Origin of the sequence: Streptomyces griseiscabiei (assembly GCF_020010925.1) — a bacterium.
GTDB lineage: Bacteria > Actinomycetota > Actinomycetes > Streptomycetales > Streptomycetaceae > Streptomyces > Streptomyces griseiscabiei.
Genome location: NZ_JAGJBZ010000002.1, coordinates 1,058,903 through 1,075,695, shown reverse-complemented (window position 1 = coordinate 1,075,695; position 16,793 = coordinate 1,058,903). Strand labels below are relative to the sequence as shown.

General features: G+C 71.3%; 17 protein-coding genes. 4 read left to right on the top strand and 13 right to left on the bottom strand.

Annotated elements, in window-relative coordinates; translation table 11 throughout:
• Positions 1 to 32: 32 nt before the first annotated feature.
• The 7 genes from J8M51_RS22100 to J8M51_RS22070 form a co-directional block, all read right to left on the bottom strand.
• Complete coding sequence (locus J8M51_RS22100) at positions 33 to 800, bottom strand: DUF3159 domain-containing protein (RefSeq protein ID WP_086753676.1); 768 nt, start codon at positions 798 to 800, stop codon at positions 33 to 35.
• Positions 801 to 803: 3 nt separating this feature from the next.
• Positions 804 to 1,202 (bottom strand): OB-fold nucleic acid binding domain-containing protein, encoded by a 399-nt coding sequence (locus J8M51_RS22095; protein WP_005481623.1) that lies wholly within the window; start codon positions 1,200 to 1,202, stop codon positions 804 to 806.
• A 73-nt stretch (positions 1,203 to 1,275) separates the two neighbouring features.
• The gene (locus J8M51_RS22090; RefSeq protein ID WP_086753740.1) at positions 1,276 to 1,959 is read right to left on the bottom strand and encodes a response regulator; all 684 of its coding nucleotides are present in this window, start codon (positions 1,957 to 1,959) and stop codon (positions 1,276 to 1,278) included.
• The gene (locus tag J8M51_RS22085; RefSeq protein WP_086753679.1) at positions 1,956 to 4,652 is read right to left on the bottom strand and encodes a sensor histidine kinase; all 2,697 of its coding nucleotides are present in this window, start codon (positions 4,650 to 4,652) and stop codon (positions 1,956 to 1,958) included. The genes J8M51_RS22090 and J8M51_RS22085 overlap by 4 nt, the downstream gene beginning before the upstream one ends.
• 196 nt (positions 4,653 to 4,848) lie before the next feature.
• Positions 4,849 to 5,628, bottom strand: coding sequence for a DUF3710 domain-containing protein (locus J8M51_RS22080; RefSeq protein ID WP_086753681.1), 780 nt, complete (start codon positions 5,626 to 5,628; stop codon positions 4,849 to 4,851).
• A gap of 1 nt (position 5,629) precedes the next feature.
• Positions 5,630 to 6,187, bottom strand: a complete 558-nt coding sequence (dut, locus tag J8M51_RS22075; RefSeq protein WP_086753683.1) for a dUTP diphosphatase — start codon at positions 6,185 to 6,187, stop codon at positions 5,630 to 5,632.
• Entirely contained in the window at positions 6,184 to 6,768 is a 585-nt protein-coding gene (locus J8M51_RS22070; protein WP_086753685.1) for a PaaI family thioesterase, read from the bottom strand. The genes dut and J8M51_RS22070 overlap by 4 nt, the downstream gene beginning before the upstream one ends.
• A 112-nt stretch (positions 6,769 to 6,880) precedes the next feature.
• Here J8M51_RS22070 and J8M51_RS22065 point away from each other — a divergent pair, with 112 nt between their 5' ends.
• Complete coding sequence (locus tag J8M51_RS22065) at positions 6,881 to 7,342, top strand: DUF3093 domain-containing protein (RefSeq protein ID WP_086753687.1); 462 nt, start codon at positions 6,881 to 6,883, stop codon at positions 7,340 to 7,342.
• 125 nt (positions 7,343 to 7,467) lie between these two features.
• On the opposite strand, the gene J8M51_RS22060 is transcribed toward J8M51_RS22065, so the two are convergent.
• The 4 genes from J8M51_RS22060 to J8M51_RS22045 form a co-directional block, all read right to left on the bottom strand.
• A complete protein-coding gene (locus tag J8M51_RS22060) occupies positions 7,468 to 8,418 on the bottom strand; it encodes a hypothetical protein (protein ID WP_179202938.1) in 951 nt (316 codons plus the stop codon).
• 13 nt (positions 8,419 to 8,431) lie between these two features.
• Positions 8,432 to 8,728, bottom strand: a complete 297-nt coding sequence (locus J8M51_RS22055) for a DUF4193 domain-containing protein (protein ID WP_005481602.1) — start codon at positions 8,726 to 8,728, stop codon at positions 8,432 to 8,434.
• A 406-nt stretch (positions 8,729 to 9,134) separates the two neighbouring features.
• Positions 9,135 to 10,397: a sensor histidine kinase gene (locus J8M51_RS22050; protein ID WP_086753691.1), complete on the bottom strand. Its 1,263-nt coding sequence runs from the start codon at positions 10,395 to 10,397 to the stop codon at positions 9,135 to 9,137.
• Between the two features lie 6 nt (positions 10,398 to 10,403).
• Positions 10,404 to 11,057: a response regulator transcription factor gene (locus J8M51_RS22045; RefSeq protein ID WP_086753693.1), complete on the bottom strand. Its 654-nt coding sequence runs from the start codon at positions 11,055 to 11,057 to the stop codon at positions 10,404 to 10,406.
• Between the two features lie 417 nt (positions 11,058 to 11,474).
• Here J8M51_RS22045 and J8M51_RS22040 point away from each other — a divergent pair, with 417 nt between their 5' ends.
• Positions 11,475 to 11,648: a hypothetical protein gene (locus J8M51_RS22040; RefSeq protein WP_179202939.1), complete on the top strand. Its 174-nt coding sequence runs from the start codon at positions 11,475 to 11,477 to the stop codon at positions 11,646 to 11,648.
• A gap of 234 nt (positions 11,649 to 11,882) precedes the next feature.
• Here the strand turns inward: J8M51_RS22040 and J8M51_RS22035 are convergent, their stop codons facing one another.
• Entirely contained in the window at positions 11,883 to 12,710 is an 828-nt protein-coding gene (locus tag J8M51_RS22035) for an inositol monophosphatase family protein (protein ID WP_086753742.1), read from the bottom strand.
• 8 nt (positions 12,711 to 12,718) lie between these two features.
• On the bottom strand, positions 12,719 to 13,849 hold the full coding sequence (locus J8M51_RS22030) for a ferrochelatase (protein WP_086753695.1): 1,131 nt from the start codon (positions 13,847 to 13,849) through the stop codon (positions 12,719 to 12,721).
• Between the two features lie 150 nt (positions 13,850 to 13,999).
• Here J8M51_RS22030 and J8M51_RS22025 point away from each other — a divergent pair, with 150 nt between their 5' ends.
• Together J8M51_RS22025 and J8M51_RS22020 are read left to right on the top strand one after the other, a co-directional pair.
• Positions 14,000 to 15,241, top strand: a complete 1,242-nt coding sequence (locus J8M51_RS22025) for an MFS transporter (protein ID WP_086753697.1) — start codon at positions 14,000 to 14,002, stop codon at positions 15,239 to 15,241.
• Positions 15,201 to 16,520 carry a D-arabinono-1,4-lactone oxidase gene (locus tag J8M51_RS22020; protein ID WP_086753699.1) on the top strand — a complete coding sequence of 440 codons (1,320 nt, stop codon included), beginning with the start codon at positions 15,201 to 15,203 and terminating at the stop codon, positions 16,518 to 16,520. Before J8M51_RS22025 ends, J8M51_RS22020 begins: the two co-directional genes overlap by 41 nt.
• The last annotated feature ends 273 nt before the right edge of the window (positions 16,521 to 16,793 follow it).

Sequence of the window (16,793 nt, the reverse complement as noted above, 5' to 3'; positions counted from 1 at the left end):
CCCAGTGAGGCCCGCACGCACGCCCGGGGTGCCTACTCGCCCGCCCGAGCCGCGGCCTTCCGCTCCTCCGCCGCGCGCTCCTCCGCCTCCATCTCCGCGAACACGTCGATCGGCGCCGGCGCCTTCGCGAGGAAGATCCAGGTCAGCCAGACGGCGAGCAGGAACGGCGGGATCTTCAGGGCGATGAGCACCCAGCCCAGCTGGGTGGTGTCGGCCCACCAGTACAGCGGGAAGAGGATCGCGCACTTGGCGAGCAGGATCGCGCCCCAGGCGTAGCTCGCCTTCGCGTACGCCTTCTTCCGGCCCGGGTTCCGGGTCCGCCAGGACAGGTTCTCCTTGAAGACCGGGCCGAGCATCAGCCCGATCAGCGGCACCCCGGCCACCGTCGTGATGATGTACGCGAGCCCGAGGCCCAGCGTGTAGAGCATGCCCGGCAGATAGAAGTCCTTGGCGTTGCCGGTCATCATCGCGAAGACCACACCGAAGGCGACCCCGAAGACACCGCTGAAGGCGTGCTTGACGGTGTCCTTCATGACCAGCCGCACCACGACCAGCAGGACGGAGACACCGAGCGCCGCGAGGGCGGCCGAGTGCAGGTCCTTGTTGATCGTGAAGATGGAGACGAAGAGCAGCCCCGGGAGCACGGTCTCGACCATGCCGCGCACGCCGCCGAACGCCTCGAACAGCGCCGCCTCCGTCACCGCCCTGGAGTCGTGCGAGGCGTCCGAGCCGTCCGGTCCGCCCTCGGCGTCCTGGACGCCGCGCTGGGCGTCTTCCGTCGGCTTGTCGAGCGACGTCACCGGCTACTCCCGTCCGAGCGGTCTGAGTTCGTACTTCGGATTGAACAGCACCCTACGGCCCCGGCTCATCGAGACCCGGCCGGATGCGATCAGTTTGCGCCCCGGCTCTATCCCGACGATGGAGCGTCTGCCCAGCCACACCACGTCCAGCGCGGCCGAACCGTCGAACAGCTCGGCCTCCAGGGCCGGGACACCGGCACGGGGGCGCAGCGTGACCGTGCGCAAGGTACCAGTAACCGTCACTATCTGCCGGTCGTGGCAGTCACAGATGCGCGTGCAGCCCGCGGTGTCCGCGTCCTCGCGCAGCTCCTCCGACTCCAGGTCCGTCTGGGACGAGGAGAGCCGGTCGAGCATGCGGCGGAACCGGCCCGCCGGCTTCTCGGAACGAGGAACAGCACTCATGACAAAAGCGTACCGGGGCCCGCCGACAGAGCCGCACCCCGTACGGAACGGGCCGCCGGACCAGGACGGCCGCTCACTTCTCGAAGCGGTACCCCATCCCCGCCTCGGTGATGAAGTGCCGGGGCCGTGAGGGGTCGCCCTCCAGCTTGCGCCGCAGCTGGGCCATGTAGACCCGCAGGTAGTTGGTCTCCGTCCCGTAGGACGGCCCCCAGACCTCCTGGAGCAGCTGTCGCTGGCCGACCAGCCGCCCGGTGTTGCGGACCAGTACCTCCAGGAGGTGCCACTCGGTGGGGGTGAGCCGGACGTCCCTGCCGTCCCGGTGCACCTTCTTCGCGGCCAGGTCCACGGTGAAGTCGTCGGTCTCCACGATCACGTCGCCCTCCTCGCCCGCGACGGGTTCGGCACGGCGGACGGCGGCGCGCAGCCGGGCGAGCAGTTCGTCCATGCCGAAGGGCTTGGTGACGTAGTCGTCGGCGCCCGCGTCGAGGGCCTCGACCTTCTCGTCGGAGGTGTGCCGGGCGGAGAGCACGATGATCGGTACCCGGGTCCAGCCGCGCAGCCCCCTGATCACCTCGACGCCGTCCATGTCGGGCAGCCCCAGGTCGAGAACGACGACGTCGGGGTGGCGGGCGGCGGCGAGTTCGAGGGCGCCCGCGCCGTCGTGGGCCGCGTCGACCTCGTACGTGCGGGCCTTCAGGTTGATCACGAGCGCGCGGACGATCTGCGGCTCGTCGTCGACCACGAGCACCCGGGTCATGTGGTTCGCCTCTCTGCCGATGTGGCCCCGCCGGCCGGTGTGCCGGCGGCCGTGTCCGCCGACGCGGCGGCGTCTGCCGACGTAGACGTCTCCGGCGGCGGGTCGGTGCCCGACGACGGGGGCGTATCCGGCCCGGTCCCCGTGTCCGACCACCGCTCGACGCCCGGCGGCACGGCCGTGCCGGGCCCGGAGCCGTTCGCCGCGGCCCGCACGGTGAGCACCATGGTGAGCCCGCCACCGGGGGTGTCCTCGGCGTCGAGGGTGCCGCCCATGGCCTCGGCGAAGCCCCGGGCGACCGCGAGCCCCAGCCCGACGCCGGTCCCGCGCGGGGCGTCGCCGTGCCGCTGGAAGGGGGCGAAGATGCGGTCCTTGGCCTCGTCCGGGACGCCGGGGCCCCGGTCGGTGACCCGGACCTCGACCCGGCCGCCGAGGGCGCTGGCGGAGACCTGGACGGGCGTGCCGGGCGGGCTGTACTTGACGGCGTTCTCGACGACGTTGGCGACCGCGCGCTCCAGCAGCCCGGGGTCGACGGCGACCATGGGCAGGCTCTCGGGGATCTCCAGTCCCACGCTGCCCGCGGGGACGCCGCCGAGGGCCATCGGCACCACCTCGTCGAGGTCGATCTCACGGATCAGCGCGCTGACCGTGCCGGTCTGCAGACGGGACATGTCCAGGAGGTTGTCCACGAGGTGGTCGAGGCGGTCGGCGCCCTCCTCGATGCCCGCGAGCAGTTCGGCCTCGTCCTCTTGGGACCAGGCCACGTCGTCGGAGCGCAGGGACGACACGGCGGCCTTGATCCCGGCCAGCGGGGTGCGCAGATCGTGGCTGACGGCGGCGAGCAGCGCGGTGCGGATGCGGTTGCCCTCGGCCAGCTCCTTGGCCTGGTCGGCCTCCTGCCGCAGGCGCCGCCGGTCCAGTACGACGGCGGCCTGGGCGGCGAACGCGGCCAGCACCCGGCGGTCCTCGGCGGGCAGGACGCGTCCGGAGAGGGCGAGCGCCATGTGGTCGCCGACCGGCATGTCCACGTCCGCGGCCTCCGGGCGGTCCACCTGCCGGGGTCCGACGCTGCCCGCGCAGGTCCACGGGTCCACGTCGCTCCCGCGCTCCAGCAGGGCCACCGACTCCATCCCGAAGGTCTCGCGCACCCGTTCGAGCAACGCCTCCAGGCTGGTCTCCCCGCGCAGCACGCTGCCCGCGAGGAAGGACAGGATCTCCGACTCGGCGCGCAGCCGGGCCGCCTGGTGGGTGCGCCGGGCCGCGAGGTCCACCACGGACGCCACCGCCACCGCGACCCCTATGAAGACGACGATGGCGACGATGTTCGTCGGGTCGTCGACCGTCAGGGTGTGCACCGGCGGGGTGAAGAACCAGTTGAGCAGCAGCGAGCCCAGCACGGCGGCGGCGAGCGCGGGCAGCAGTCCGCCCAGCAGGGCCGCGGCCACCGTCAGGGACAGGAACAGCAGCATGTCGTTGGCGAGACCGAGATCGGTCTCGACGTCGGCCAGCAACAGCGCGAGCAACAGGGGCCCGGCGGTCCCGACCAGCCAGCCCCAGACCATCCGGGCCCGCCCGAGCCGCGCGCCCCGGGCGACGGGCAGCCCGCGCCCCTTGCCCGCCTCGTCGTGGGTGATCAGGTGGACGTCCAGGTCGGGCCCCGAGTCCCGGGCCACGGTCGCGCCCACGCCCGGCCCGAACACGTACTGCCAGCTCTTGCGGCGCGAGACACCCAGCACGATCTGGGTGGCGTTGACCCCGCGCGCGAAGGCCAGCAGCGCGGCCGGGATGTCGTCGCCGACGACATGGTGGAAGGTGCCGCCCAGATCCTCGACGAGGGTGCGCTGGACGGTGAGTTCCTTGGGCGAGGCGGAGGTCAGCCCGTCGCTGCGGGCGATGTAGACGGCCATGACCTCGCCGCCCGCGCCCTTCTCGGCCAGCCGGGCGGCCCGCCTGATCAGGGTGCGTCCCTCGGGGCCGCCGGTCAGCCCGACCACGATCCGTTCCCGCGAACCCCAGATCCGCGACACCTGGTGCTCGCTGCGGTACGCGTTGAGGTACTCGTCGACCCGGTCCGCCACCCACAGCAGCGCCAGCTCCCGCAGCGCGGTCAGGTTCCCGGGCCGGAAGTAGTTCGACAGGGCCGCGTCGACCTTGTCCGGCTGGTAGATGTTGCCGTGCGCCATCCGCCGCCGCAGTGCCTGGGGCGACATGTCGACCAGCTCTATCTGATCGGCCCGACGGACCATCTCGTCAGGCACGGTCTCGCGCTGCCGTACACCCGTTATCGACTCGACGACATCGCCGAGCGACTCCAGGTGCTGGATGTTGACGGTCGAGACCACGTCGATGCCGGCGGCCAGCAGTTCCTCGACGTCCTGCCAGCGCTTGTCGTTGCGCGAGCCCGGCACATTGGTGTGGGCCAGCTCGTCCACGAGGGCCACCCGGGGCCGCCGGGCGAGCACGGCGTCCACGTCCATCTCGGTGAAGACCGCGTCCCGGTACTCCAGCTCCCGGCGCGGGATCCGGTCGAGGCCGTGCAGCATCACCTCGGTGCGCGGACGGCCGTGGTGCTCCACGACGGCGACCACACAGTCGGTGCCGCGCTCGATCCGGCGGTGCGCTTCGGACAGCATGGCGTACGTCTTGCCGACGCCAGGTGCCGCGCCGAGGTAGATCCGAAGCTTCCCGCGTGCCATGTCCCCATTGTCTTCCCGTGACCGCCGCCTACGCAGCGTCGACCTTACGGCCAATAATCACGGCAAAATGGACAGAGGCGACCGGAGGCCGCCTCTTTGACACAACCCTGACGCCGACCGCCGACGCCTCGCGGGGAACTGCGCGACCACGAAGGACCCGCAGTTCCCTGACGAACGGCCTCGGACGCGATCGCGCCTAGCGGACCTCGGTGATCTCCGGCCCGCGCTGCAGCTGCCCCATGCCGCCGGAGAAGCGGGAACCCGCCTGCTCCTCCTGCTGGACGCCCTCGGGGACCATCTGCGCGTCGTTCGGCAGCTTCAGGACGATCGGGTCACGCGGCGCCATGGGGCCCTCGCCGCGGACGACGACCGTGTCCCGGAAGATCTGCTCCAGCAGCCCGGCGGTCTGCGGCTCCACCGCGCCCCGCCCGGAGATCACCCCGCGCAGGAACCAGCGGGGCCCGTCCACGCCGACGAACCGGACGACCTGGAAGCCGCCCGTGCCGTCCGGCAGCTGCACCGGCACCTGTGCGCGCAGCTCCCAGCCCAGCGGACCCTCGACCTCGTCGATGACCCCGCCCTGCTGGGTGATGCCGGAGGCGATCTCCTCACGGACCTCGCCCCAGATGCCCTCGCGCTTGGGTGCGGCGAAAGCCTGCAGCTGGACCGCGCTGTCCCGCAGTACGACGGTCGCCGCGACGATCGCGTCGCCCGCGACCTCGACCCGCAGCTCCATGCCGTCGACTCCGGGCACGAAGATGCCGCCGAGGTCCACCCGGCCCTCGCCGGGCTCGCGCACCTCGGTGCTGTCCCACGGGCCGTCCGGCCGCGGCTCGGGCTCGAGCCGCACACGCTCGCGCTCGACCTCGTCCGTCTCGCCGTCGGCCTCCCCGGCAACGCCGTCGACCTGCTCGGCCTCGCTCGCCGCGTCCGCCGCGTCCTCGGCGGAACCCTTCTTCTTGCGACGTCCGAACACGTCACTGTCCTTCCCGGTCGGATACGACCGATGCGTATCGATTCCCACCCGTTGTGCCGCTTGTTGCGCCGCTCGTCGTGCCGGCGGTTGTGCCGTCCACGGCGGCATGACCGCCGGTGGACCCGAAGCCCCCCTCGGCCCGCGCCGAGTCGGGAAGCTCCGCCACCTCCTGGAAGCGCACCTTCTCGACCTGCTGGACGACCAGTTGGGCAATCCTGTCAAAGCGCTCGAACCGTACGGCTTCATACGGGTCGAGATTCACCACGATCACCTTGATCTCCCCACGGTACCCGGCATCAACCGTCCCCGGGGCATTCACCAGGGCGACGCCGCAGCGGGCCGCGAGACCGGACCGCGGGTGCACGAAGGCCGCGTACCCCTCCGGGAGCGCGATGGACACTCCCGTGGGCAGCACGGCCCGTTCACCGGGCTTCAGCTCCCGGCTCTCCGTGGTGCGCAGATCGGCTCCCGCGTCACCGGGCCGCGCATAGTCCGGCAGCGGCACATCGGGGTCGACGCGCCGGATCAGGACGTCGAGAGGGGGACGTTCGCCGCTCACGGATTCACCTCGAAGGCACGGGCCCGCCGGACCTGGTCCGGGTCGTTCATGGCCGCCTGGATCTCCTCGTCACGGCCGTGGTCGATGAAGTGGTCGACCTTGACCTCGACGAAGAGCGCGTCGGCACGCACGGCGAGGGCTCCGTCGGGACCCCCGATGCGGCCCTCGGCACTGGCGAAGATCTTCCGCCCGGCCACCGCGGTCACCTCGGCCCGCAGATGCAGCACGGTGCCGACGGGGACGGGCCGCAGGAAGTCGGTCTCCAGCCGTCCGGTCACCGCGATGGTGCGCAGCAGCCAGGTGAGGGAGCCGAGGGTCTCGTCGAGGGCGCTGGCCAGGACCCCGCCGTGCGCGAGGCCCGGCGCCCCCTGGTGCGCGGGCCGCACGGTGAACTCGGCGGTGAGGGTGACGCCCTCACCGGCCGTCGCCTCCAGATGCAGTCCGTGGGGCTGCTCGCCGCCACAGCCGAAACACTGCCCGTAGTGCGCGCCCAGCGACTCTCCGGGGGCGGGTGCCTCGGGATGCCGTACGGGCGCCTTGGCGTCCGCCGGGGGCCGCAGGGCCGCGGAAGTACCTCTCACAGGCGCAGACCTTACCCGTCCGTCAGCGTCCGGCCACCGTCCCTACGGGCAGGGTTTCCCCTCGGACGCCCCTATTCCGGGGCGGGCGGAGCCGCATGCCAAGCTTGACGCCATGCAGCTCTCCGCCTCGCCGTACGAAGAACGCCTCACCGCTCCCCGCACCTGGTGGCTCGTCTGCTTCCTGGTCGGCGTCTCGATGGCCCTCATCCTGCTGCCGTTCGGCACGCTGCCCCTGCTGGGCGGACTGGCGGGCGGCACCGCGGTCGCGGCGGTCGCGGCCAGCTCCTACGGCTCGGTCCGTATCCGGGTCGTCGGCGACTCACTGATCGCGGGCGAGGCGAAGATCCCGGTCGGCGCCCTCGGCGAACCGGAGATCCTGGACCGCGAGGAGGCCCAGGCCTGGCGCACCCACAAGGCCAACCCGCACGCCTTCATGCTCCTGCGCGCCTACATCCCGACGGCCCTGCGCATCCCCGTCGTGGACCCGACCGACCCCACCCCGTACGTGTACCTGTCGACCCGGGAACCGGAGCGTCTGGTGGCCGCCCTGGAAGCGGCGAGGACGGCCGCGTAGCCCGCCCCGCCGGCGGGGCGGTCTCTCGTCGAACTCTTACCGCGTGCGGCCGGGAACCGGCTGTCGACAGCCGGTTCCCGGCCGCCGCGACGGCGATCAGCCGAGGCGGCGTCGGCCACCACCGCTCAGCCCCCGCCGAGTTCCTTCGGCAGCTCCCCCACCGTCAGCGGATCCACCGGCTCCTCCAGCGGCGGCAGTGCCGGCAGCGCCTCCCACGGCACCTGGGTGCGCCGCAGGTCCTTGCGGATGCGCTCGGCGAGGTGTCTGGTCTCCCGGCGGTTCATGACCGCCCCGACCGCGGCCCCGACCAGGAACGGCATCAGGTTCGGCAGATTCCGCACCATCCGCTTCATGATCTGCTGCCGCAGCTGGCGCTTCATCTGCCCGCCGAGCGCCGAGTTGATCGTCGACGGCTTGGTCACGTCGATCCCGCGCTCCCCGGACCAGGAGTCCAGATACGCGGTACTGCGCTGCCGCAGATTCCCCGGCGGCCGCACCCCGTACACCTCGTGCAGCTCGGCGATGAGCTTCAGCTCGATCGCGGCGACCCCGGTGATCTCGGCGGCGAGCTCCGCGGGCATCGCGGGCGGTGTCGGCAGCATCGCGGCGGCCCCGACCCCCGCGCCCACCGTGGAGGTCGCGTTGGCGGCCCCCGCGACGAGCTTGTCGGCGATCTGCTCGGGCCCCAGCCCCGGGAACTGGGCACGCAGAGCCGCGAGATCGCGCACGGGGATCCGTGGGGCGATCTCGATGACCCGGTCGGTGATGTACGCGAGGCCCGCTCTGGCCCCGTCACCGCTCTTGCGGGCCCCGACCTTCAGGCCCTGTTTGAGTCCGTCGCGGACGACGGCCGCGCGCCGTCGGGCGACCGGCGCCGGAGTGTCCACCGGTACGGGCAGGCGTCCCTGCTCATCCGTGGCGCCCCCCGACGCCGTGCCGGACGCACGTTCGAGCGAGGCCGCTCCCTGGTCGGAGGAGCCCCGCTCGTCGTCACGCACGCCGTCGGAGCCGTCGTACGGCTCCTGGTCCGCCCCCTTGCGGGAGCGGCGCTTCCAAGGTGGGGTCGAGCCAGTCACGGCCGACCCTGCCTCAGTCGCAGTCGCGGCAGATCGGCTGACCGTTCTTCTCGCGGGCCAGCTGGCTGCGGTGGTGCACCAGGAAGCAGCTCATGCAGGTGAACTCGTCCTGCTGCTTGGGCAGCACCCGGACGGCCAGCTCCTCGTTCGAGAGGTCGGCCCCGGGCAGTTCCAGGCCTTCGGCGGCCTCGAACTCGTCTACATCCACGGCGGAAGTCGACTTGTCGTTCCGGCGAGCCTTGAGCTCTTCCAGGCTGTCCGAGTCGACGTCGTCGTCGGTCTTGCGTGGGGTGTCGTAATCCGTTGCCATGTCGCGCTCTCCCCCTCTGGGTGTCTGCGGTGTCTCCAGCGCACGTAACGCGTGAGAGGCCGGACTTGTGCCCGACCTGAGGCGGAGATTTTGCCTCACATCAAGGTCTGTTACTCAATCGACACCCAACCGGACTCCTCAAGAGTGATCGGCTTGGATGGCGAACGGGACCGTACACGGTCCTGAGGCTGCATATCAAAGGCGCCTCAGCATGTACTTCCCGTGATCTCAACCCCCGAAAACCCGGATTTTCCCGGCTTTCCGACGGTCACATGATCACGCTCGGTATATGGCTGGAAATTCGCCTCTGTGATCGATCACACATCGGTCGTGCACGACCGTTTCGATCAGGCGCCCGGGAAATTCCGCGCAAAGCGAACACGTCCCGGAACCGGGGGTCATTTTCTCAGACGGGAAGGGTCACGCGCATCACGAGTCCGCCTCCCTCACGTGGCCGGGCGGCGATATGGCCGCCGTGCGCACGGGCCACGGACCGGACGATCGACAGGCCGAGGCCCACGCCCTTGTCACTGCCCGTGCGCTCCGTACGCAGCCGCCGGAACGGCTCGAAAAGGTTGTCGATCTCGTACGCCGGGACCACGGGTCCGGTGTTCGTGACCGTCAGCACCGCCTGCCCGTGCTGCAGCTCCGTGGTGACCTCCACCCAGCCGCCCGGTCCCGGCACGTTGTACCGGACGGCGTTCTGGACGAGGTTCAGGGCGATCCGCTCCAGCAGCACGCCGTTGCCCTGGACGACCGCGGGGGCCCACTCGCCGCGGATCTCCACCTTCTTGGCGTCGGCCTCGGAGCGCACCTGGTCGATGGCCTGGGACGCCACCTCGGCGAGGTCCACCGGCTTGCGCTCCACGATCTGGTTGTCGCTGCGGGCGAGCAGCAGCAGCCCCTCGACGAGCTGCTCACTGCGCTCGTTGGTGGCCAGCAGCGTCCTGCCCAGCTGCTGCAGCTCGGCCGGCGCGCCCGGATCGGAGAGATGCACCTCCAGCAGCGTGCGGTTGATCGCCAGCGGTGTCCTCAGCTCGTGCGAGGCGTTCCCGACGAACCGCTGCTGGGCCGTGAAGGCCCGCTGGAGCCGCTCCAGCATGTCGTCGAAGGTGTCCGCCAGCTCCTTCAGCTCGTCGTCCGGGCCGTCCAGCTCGATCCGGCGGGACAGGTCCGAGCCCGCCACCGCGCGCGCGGTGCGGGTGATCCGGCCGAGCGGCGCGAGCACCCGGCCCGCCATCGCGTACCCGAACGCGAACGCGATCACGGCGAGCCCGAGCAGGGCCAGCAGGGAACGGCTGAGCAGGGTGTCCAGGGCGACCTGACGCTCGTGGTCGATACAGGCGGCGATCGCCCGGTTGAAGTCGTCCAGCCTCAGGTTGGTCGGGGCCGTGTCGGCGTCGACCGCGGGACATATGTTGCTGGACACGCTGATGTTCGTGCCGTCCTCGATCTTGAACACCGGGGTGTTGCCGGTGCTCACGGCCTGGGCGGCGAGCAGATAGATGATCGACAGCAGCAGGATCCCGGCGATCAGGAACATGCCGCCGTACAGCAGCGTGAGCCGTATCCGGATGGTCGGGCGCAGCCAGGGGAGCGGGTTCTGTGCCCGGCGGGGGTCCCAGGTGGGCTTCGGGGGCGCCTGGGGCGGCGCCGGGGTGGCGGCCACGGCGGATCAGATCCGGTAGCCGGAGCCGGGCACGGTGACGATGACCGGTGGTTCGCCGAGCTTGCGGCGCAGCGTCATGACCGTGACGCGCACGACGTTGGTGAACGGGTCGGTGTTCTCGTCCCAGGCCTTCTCCAGCAGTTGCTCCGCCGAGACGACGGCGCCCTCGCTGCGCATCAGCACCTCCAGGACCGCGAACTCCTTGGGCGCGAGCTGGACTTCCTTGCCGTCGCGGAAGACCTCGCGGCGGTTGGGGTCGAGCTTGATGCCGGCCCGCTCCAGGACGGGCGGCAGCGGCAGGCTCGTACGCCGGCCGAGGGCCCGTACGCGCGCGATGAGCTCGCTGAAGGCGAACGGCTTGGGCAGATAGTCGTCGGCGCCGATCTCCAGGCCCTCGACGCGGTCGCTGACGTCGCCGGACGCGGTGAGCATCAGCACGCGCGTGGGCAGGCCCAGCTCGACGAGCTTGCGGCAGACGTCGTCGCCGTGGACGAGAGGGAGGTCCCGGTCGAGGACGACCACGTCGTAGTCGTTGACTCCGATGCGTTCCAGGGCGGCCGCACCGTCGTACACGACGTCGACGGCCATGGCCTCCCGGCGCAGTCCGGTGGCCACCGCATCGGCGAGCAGCTGCTCGTCCTCGACGACGAGTACGCGCACGTCGCTTGTCCTTCCTGTGTCCACCCGCGTAGCGCGTGGGAGGCGCGCGCGGGCAGGGTGTTCGTGGGTGTGTGACCTCCATCCTGCCTTTTTCGGCCGTAAGTCGGCTGTAAGACGACCCCGTGACAGGAAGGGCGAAGGCGCCCGGCCGGGAATGCGGGATTTTTTCGTCCGGTTGAGGTTTCCGTCCGAGAGACCGGGGGGAGGACGGCTTTACACCCCGCGATCACGCTCTGCTTGTGCCGCACCACCATGCGGTACGTCGGCATCCGCTTTTCCGCAGAGTGGGCGTGGGTGTCCGGCACCGTCGCCGCCCGGCCAGGGCAGCGCTGGGCATCCACAAAGAGACGTGATCGCCCCTTCCGAACGGCACACCCCCGTGCCATCGACCCACGACCCAGGACGAGGGGGCGCAGCATGGACGCATTCACCGCAGGACTTCTGCAGCGCATAAGGACGACCGAGTCCGACCTGACCAGGGCGCGCGACGAGGGCGACGACTTCCTCGTCGAGGTGGAGCAGGGCGAGCTCGACGACCTGCGCCGCCTCGCCGCCGACCACGGTGTGGAGGTCGGCGCGCAGAGCGTCTGATTCCCGGCCCTTACGCATGACGGCGAGACCCCGGCAGATCCAGGCCGGGGTCTCGCTCGTTTTTTAGGGCTCGGTTCGCCTCCGGGGCGCCTGAGCCTGTGTCGAGAGCCCGATCGTGCTCGACCCTTCGGGCCTCCGCGCGTTCGAGCTCTCGACACAGGCGCGCCCCTTCGGCTCACTCGCCGTAGGGCGCCCTTTTCTGTGGTGGGTCCAGAGACGACGCCGCCGTGTCCGTCAGTCGTGCCAGGCGCCGAGGGCGTCCAGGCGGGTCTGGAGGGCCTCGAAGAGGACGGGTGGGGCGGCGATGGTCAGGTCGGGTGAGAGGGGCTCTCCGGGGCGGCCACCGGTCAGGGCGCCCGCCTCCCGGGCGACGAGGTCGCCCGCCGCGTAGTCCCAGGCGTTCAGGCCGCGCTCGTAGTACGCGTCCAGACGGCCCACGGCCACGTCGCACAGGTCGATCGCGGCCGAGCCGCCGCGCCGGATGTCCCGCACCTCGGGGATCAGCGCGCGCAGCACGTCGGCCTGCTTGGCCCGCCGCTCGGCGCGGTAGCCGAAGCCGGTGCCGACGAGGGCCAGCCCCAGCTCGGGGGCGGGCCGCACGCGCGCGGGGCGGTCGTCGAGGTACGCGCCCTCGCCGAGGACGGCCCGGAAGGTCTCGCCGCGCTCCGGGGCGTACACCACGCCCACGACCGTCTCGCCGTCCACCCGGACCGCGATGGACACGGCCCAACTGGGCAGCCCGTAGAGGTAGTTGACGGTGCCGTCGAGGGGGTCGATCACCCACTGCACGCCGCTGGTGCCCTCGACGCTGGCGCCCTCCTCGCCGAGCACGCCGTCGTGCGGCCTGCGCTCGGCGAGCAGGCCGGTGATCAGCTTCTCGGAGGCGATGTCCATCTCGGTGACGACGTCGACCGCGCTGGACTTGGTGGCGGCCACACCGAGATCGGCGGGCCGGCCGTCGCGCAGAAAGGCTCCCGCGCGGGCGGCGGCGTCCAGGGCGATCTCCAGCAGCTCGGCCCTCAGGCCGTCCGGGCGCTCCGAACGCTCTGGCTGGTCGGTCATGGTGCTCCTCACACGTACGGACTGTCGGCGCCCGCGGCGGCGGGCCGGGGTGCGCGGGCCGGGCAGCAGCCGACCGGGCACAGGTTGTGGCTCGCGCCGAGCGCGCCGAGGGCGCAGGGGGTGACCGCGTCCTCGGCGCGCTCGACCGCCGCGCGCTCCAGGACGAGGTCGCGGATCGCGGCGGCGAACCGGGGGTCGGCGCCGACGGTGGCGGAGCGGCGGACCGGCAGGCCCAGCTCCGCCCCCTTGGCCATGGCCTCGGTGTCGAGGTCGTACAGGACCTCCATGTGGTCCGAGACGAAGCCGATGGGGGCCATCACGACGGCCGGGACGCCGGCCTCGTGCCGCTCCTCCAGGTGGTCGCAGATGTCGGGCTCCAGCCAGGGGATGTGCGGGGCGCCCGAGCGGGACTGGTAGACGAGCCGCCAGGGGTGCTCGACGCCGGTCCGCTCGCGCACGGCGTCGGCGATGAGCTTCGCGACGTCCAGGTGCTCCGCGACGTACGCGCCGCCGTCCCCGTGGTCCTCGGCCGGGCCGGAGGTGTCCGCCGAGGCGTTCGGGATGGAATGCGTGCAGAAGGCGAGGTGCGCGCCGTCGCGGACGTCCTCGGGGAGGTCGGCGAGCGACTCCAGGACACCGTCGATCATGGGCTCCAGGAAGCCCGGGTGGTTGAAGTAGTGCCGGATCTTGTCGATCCGCGGCGGTTCCAGGCCCTCGGCCTCCAGGGCGGCCAGCGAGTCGGCGAGGTTCTCGCGGTACTGGCGGCAGCCCGAGTACGAGGCGTACGCGCTGGTGGTGAGGACCAGGACGCGGCGGCGGCCGTCGGCGACCAGTTCGCGCAGGGTGTCGGTCAGGTAGGGCGCCCAGTTGCGGTTGCCCCAGTAGACCGGCAGGTCGAGGCCGTGTTCGGCGAAGTCCTTGCGGAGGGCGTCGAGCAGGGCGCGGTTCTGGTCGTTGATGGGGCTGACCCCGCCGAACAGGAAGTAGTGCTGCCCGACTTCCTTGAGGCGTTCCTTGGGGATGCCGCGACCCCGCGTCACGTTCTCCAGGAACGGGACCACGTCGTCCGGGCCCTCCGGGCCGCCGAACGAGAGCAGGAGCAGGGCGTCGTAGGGGGTGGCGTCGTGCGCGTGTGGCATGTCGTCGATCCTGCCACCCGGCACCGCCGGCCGGGATCCCGGCCCACGCCCGGGGATGACTCGGGGTGACCGGACCCGTAAGCTGTATCGACCGCCTTCGCACCTTACGAGGAATCACTTCCTCCTCTTACCGGACCGACCGGAGCCCCCGTGCCCAGCCCCTACTCCGCCCTGTTCGCCGCCCCCGGCACCAAGGGCTTCACCGCCGCGGGTCTCCTCGGCCGGATGCCGCTGTCCATGATGGGCATCGGCGTGGTCACGATGATCTCCCAGCTCACCGGACGGTACGGCCTGGCCGGCGCGCTCTCGGCGACCATCGCGCTGTCCGCCGCCGTGCTCGGCCCGCAGATCTCGCGGCTGGTGGACCAGTACGGACAGCGGCGGGTGCTGCGCCCGGCCACGCTGGTCGCCCTGTCCGCCGCGGCGGGGCTGCTGTTCGCCGCGCACTACGGCTGGCCCGACTGGGTGCTCTACCTCTGCTCGGCCGGCATCGGCTGTGTGCCGAGCCTCGGGGCGATGACCCGCGCGCGGTGGGCCGCCCTGTACCGGGACACCCCGCAGCTGCACACCGCGTACTCCTTCGAGTCGGTCGTCGACGAGATCTGCTTCATCTTCGGGCCGATCATCTCCATCGGGCTGTCCACCGCGTGGTTCCCGGAGGCCGGGCCGCTGCTCGCCGCCTGCTTCCTCGCGGCCGGGGTCTTCTGGCTGACCGCGCAGCGCTCCACCGAGCCGGCGCCGCACCCGCGCGCGCGGGACGACAAGAGCGGTTCGGCGTTGCGCTCGCCCGGACTCCAGGTCCTGGTGGCCACCTTCGTCGCGACCGGGGCGATCTTCGGGGCGGTCGACGTGGTCACCGTGGCCTTCGCCGACGAGCGGGGCCACAAGGCCGCCGCGAGCGTCGTGCTGGCCCTCTACGCGGCCGGTTCGTGCGCCGCGGGCATCGTCTTCGGGCTGCTGCGCTTCGGCGGGGCGCCGGAACGCCGGTGGCTGCTGGGCGTGTGCGGCATGGCCGTGAGTATGATCCCCCTCCTACTGGTCGGAAACTTGCCGTTTCTGGCCGTGGCGCTCTTCGTTGCCGGACTGTCCATCGCACCCACGATGATCACGACCATGTCCTTGATCGAAGAACACGTACCACGCACGCAACTGACCGAGGGCATGACCTGGGTGGGCACCGGGCTCGCGGTCGGGGTCGCGCTCGGCTCCTCGGTCTCCGGCTGGGTGATCGACGCGGCCGGGGCGAAGGCGGGGTACGTGGTTCCGGCGGCGTCCGGGGCCGTCGCGGTCGCGGTGGGTTTCCTCGGGTACCGCCGGCTGCGCAGGCCGGCTCCAAGGCGGGGAGGGCCCCATGAGCACCACAGTGATCGGCAAGAGCGGCACGTGGCGTAACTGGGCGGGGAACGTCACCGCCCGGCCCGTACGGGAGGTCACCCCGGCCACCGTCGAGGAACTCGCCGCCGCCGTACGGCAGGCCGCCGAGGAGGACCTCCGGGTGAAGGCGGTCGGCGCCGGCCACTCCTTCACGGCCGCCGCCGCGACCGACGGCGTATTGATCCGCCCTCAACTGTTGACCGGTATACGCAAGATCGACCGTGAGGCCATGACCGTCACGGTGGCCGCCGGTACGCCGCTCAAGAGACTCAACATGGCTCTCGCGCGCGAGGGGCTGTCGCTCACGAACATGGGCGACATCATGGAGCAGACGGTCTCCGGGGCGACCAGCACCGGCACCCACGGCACCGGCCGCGACTCGGCGTCGATCGCCGCCCAGATCCGCGCACTCGAACTGGTCACCGCCGACGGCTCGATCCTCACCTGTTCCGCGACGGAGAACCCCGATGTCTTCGCCGCCGCCCGCGTCGGCATCGGCGCTCTCGGCATCGTCACCGCGATCACCTTCGCCGTGGAGCCGATCTTCCTGCTCACGGCACGCGAGGAACCGATGCCGTTCGAGCGGGTGCTCGCCGAGTTCGACGAACTGCACGCCGAGAACGAGCACTTCGAGTTCTACTGGTTCCCGCACACCGGCAACACCAACACCAAGCGCAACAACCGCAGCGCGGGCCCCGAGAAGCCAGTACCACAGCTGAACAGCTGGTTCGAGGACGAGTTCCTCTCCAACGGCCTGTTCCAGGTGGCCAACTGGGTCGGCCAGGCGGTGCCCGCCACCATCCCGACGATCGCCCAGATCTCCAGCCGCGCCCTGTCCGCGCGGACCTACACCGACATCCCCTACAAGGTCTTCACGTCTCCGCGCCGAGTGCGCTTCGTGGAGATGGAGTTCGCCGTCCCGCGCGAGGCCGTGGTGGACACGCTGCGTGAACTCAAGGCGATGGTCGACCGGTCGAACCTGCGCGTCAGCTTCCCCGTGGAGGTCCGCACCGCGCCGGCCGACGACATCACGCTCTCGACCGCCTCCGGCCGCGAGAGCGCCTACGTCGCCGTGCACATGTTCAGAGGCACGCCCTATCAGGCGTACTTCACCGCCGCCGAGCGGATCTTCACCGCGCACGAGGGGCGTCCGCACTGGGGCAAGGTGCACACGCGGGACACGGACTACTTCGCCAAGGTCTACCCCCGCTTCGGGGAGTTCACCGCGCTCCGTGACCGGCTCGACCCCGAACGGCGGTTCCAGAACGACTACTTGCGCCGGGTGCTCGGGGCGTAGCCGGGCGGGCGGTTGTCGACGATCGTGTGAAGCGGGTCCCTCCCGGGGTCACGAAATGGTCTGTTCCGGCGGCGGATCGACGTCTGCCATGAGAAGTTGAGCGGCGTGCCGATCCACGCAAGTGGCCCGAATGGAGTACTGTTGCGAGCCCTGGGTCCGGACTCCCGCCAGGGTGTCCGGGGCCGTCAAGGACCGCCGGGAGGGGGCTCGTTGCACAGGGTGATGAGGTTCGTCACTTAGCGTTGCGAATAGGTAACCGTGCCATAACGGCGG

What these genes read in the sequence shown, in the direction of transcription:
- J8M51_RS22095 (WP_005481623.1), bottom strand. Translation starts at nt 1,202, where the DNA reads ATGAGTGCTGTTCCTCGTTCCGAGAAGCCGGCGGGCCGGTTCCGCCGC.
- J8M51_RS22090 (WP_086753740.1), bottom strand. Translation starts at nt 1,959, where the DNA reads ATGACCCGGGTGCTCGTGGTCGACGACGAGCCGCAGATCGTCCGCGCG.
- J8M51_RS22085 (WP_086753679.1), bottom strand. Translation starts at nt 4,652, where the DNA reads ATGGCACGCGGGAAGCTTCGGATCTACCTCGGCGCGGCACCTGGCGTC.
- J8M51_RS22065 (WP_086753687.1), top strand. Translation starts at nt 6,881, where the DNA reads ATGCAGCTCTCCGCCTCGCCGTACGAAGAACGCCTCACCGCTCCCCGC.
- J8M51_RS22055 (WP_005481602.1), bottom strand. Translation starts at nt 8,728, where the DNA reads ATGGCAACGGATTACGACACCCCACGCAAGACCGACGACGACGTCGAC.
- J8M51_RS22040 (WP_179202939.1), top strand. Translation starts at nt 11,475, where the DNA reads ATGGACGCATTCACCGCAGGACTTCTGCAGCGCATAAGGACGACCGAG.
- J8M51_RS22035 (WP_086753742.1), bottom strand. Translation starts at nt 12,710, where the DNA reads ATGACCGACCAGCCAGAGCGTTCGGAGCGCCCGGACGGCCTGAGGGCC.
- J8M51_RS22030 (WP_086753695.1), bottom strand. Translation starts at nt 13,849, where the DNA reads ATGCCACACGCGCACGACGCCACCCCCTACGACGCCCTGCTCCTGCTC.
- J8M51_RS22020 (WP_086753699.1), top strand. Translation starts at nt 15,201, where the DNA reads ATGAGCACCACAGTGATCGGCAAGAGCGGCACGTGGCGTAACTGGGCG.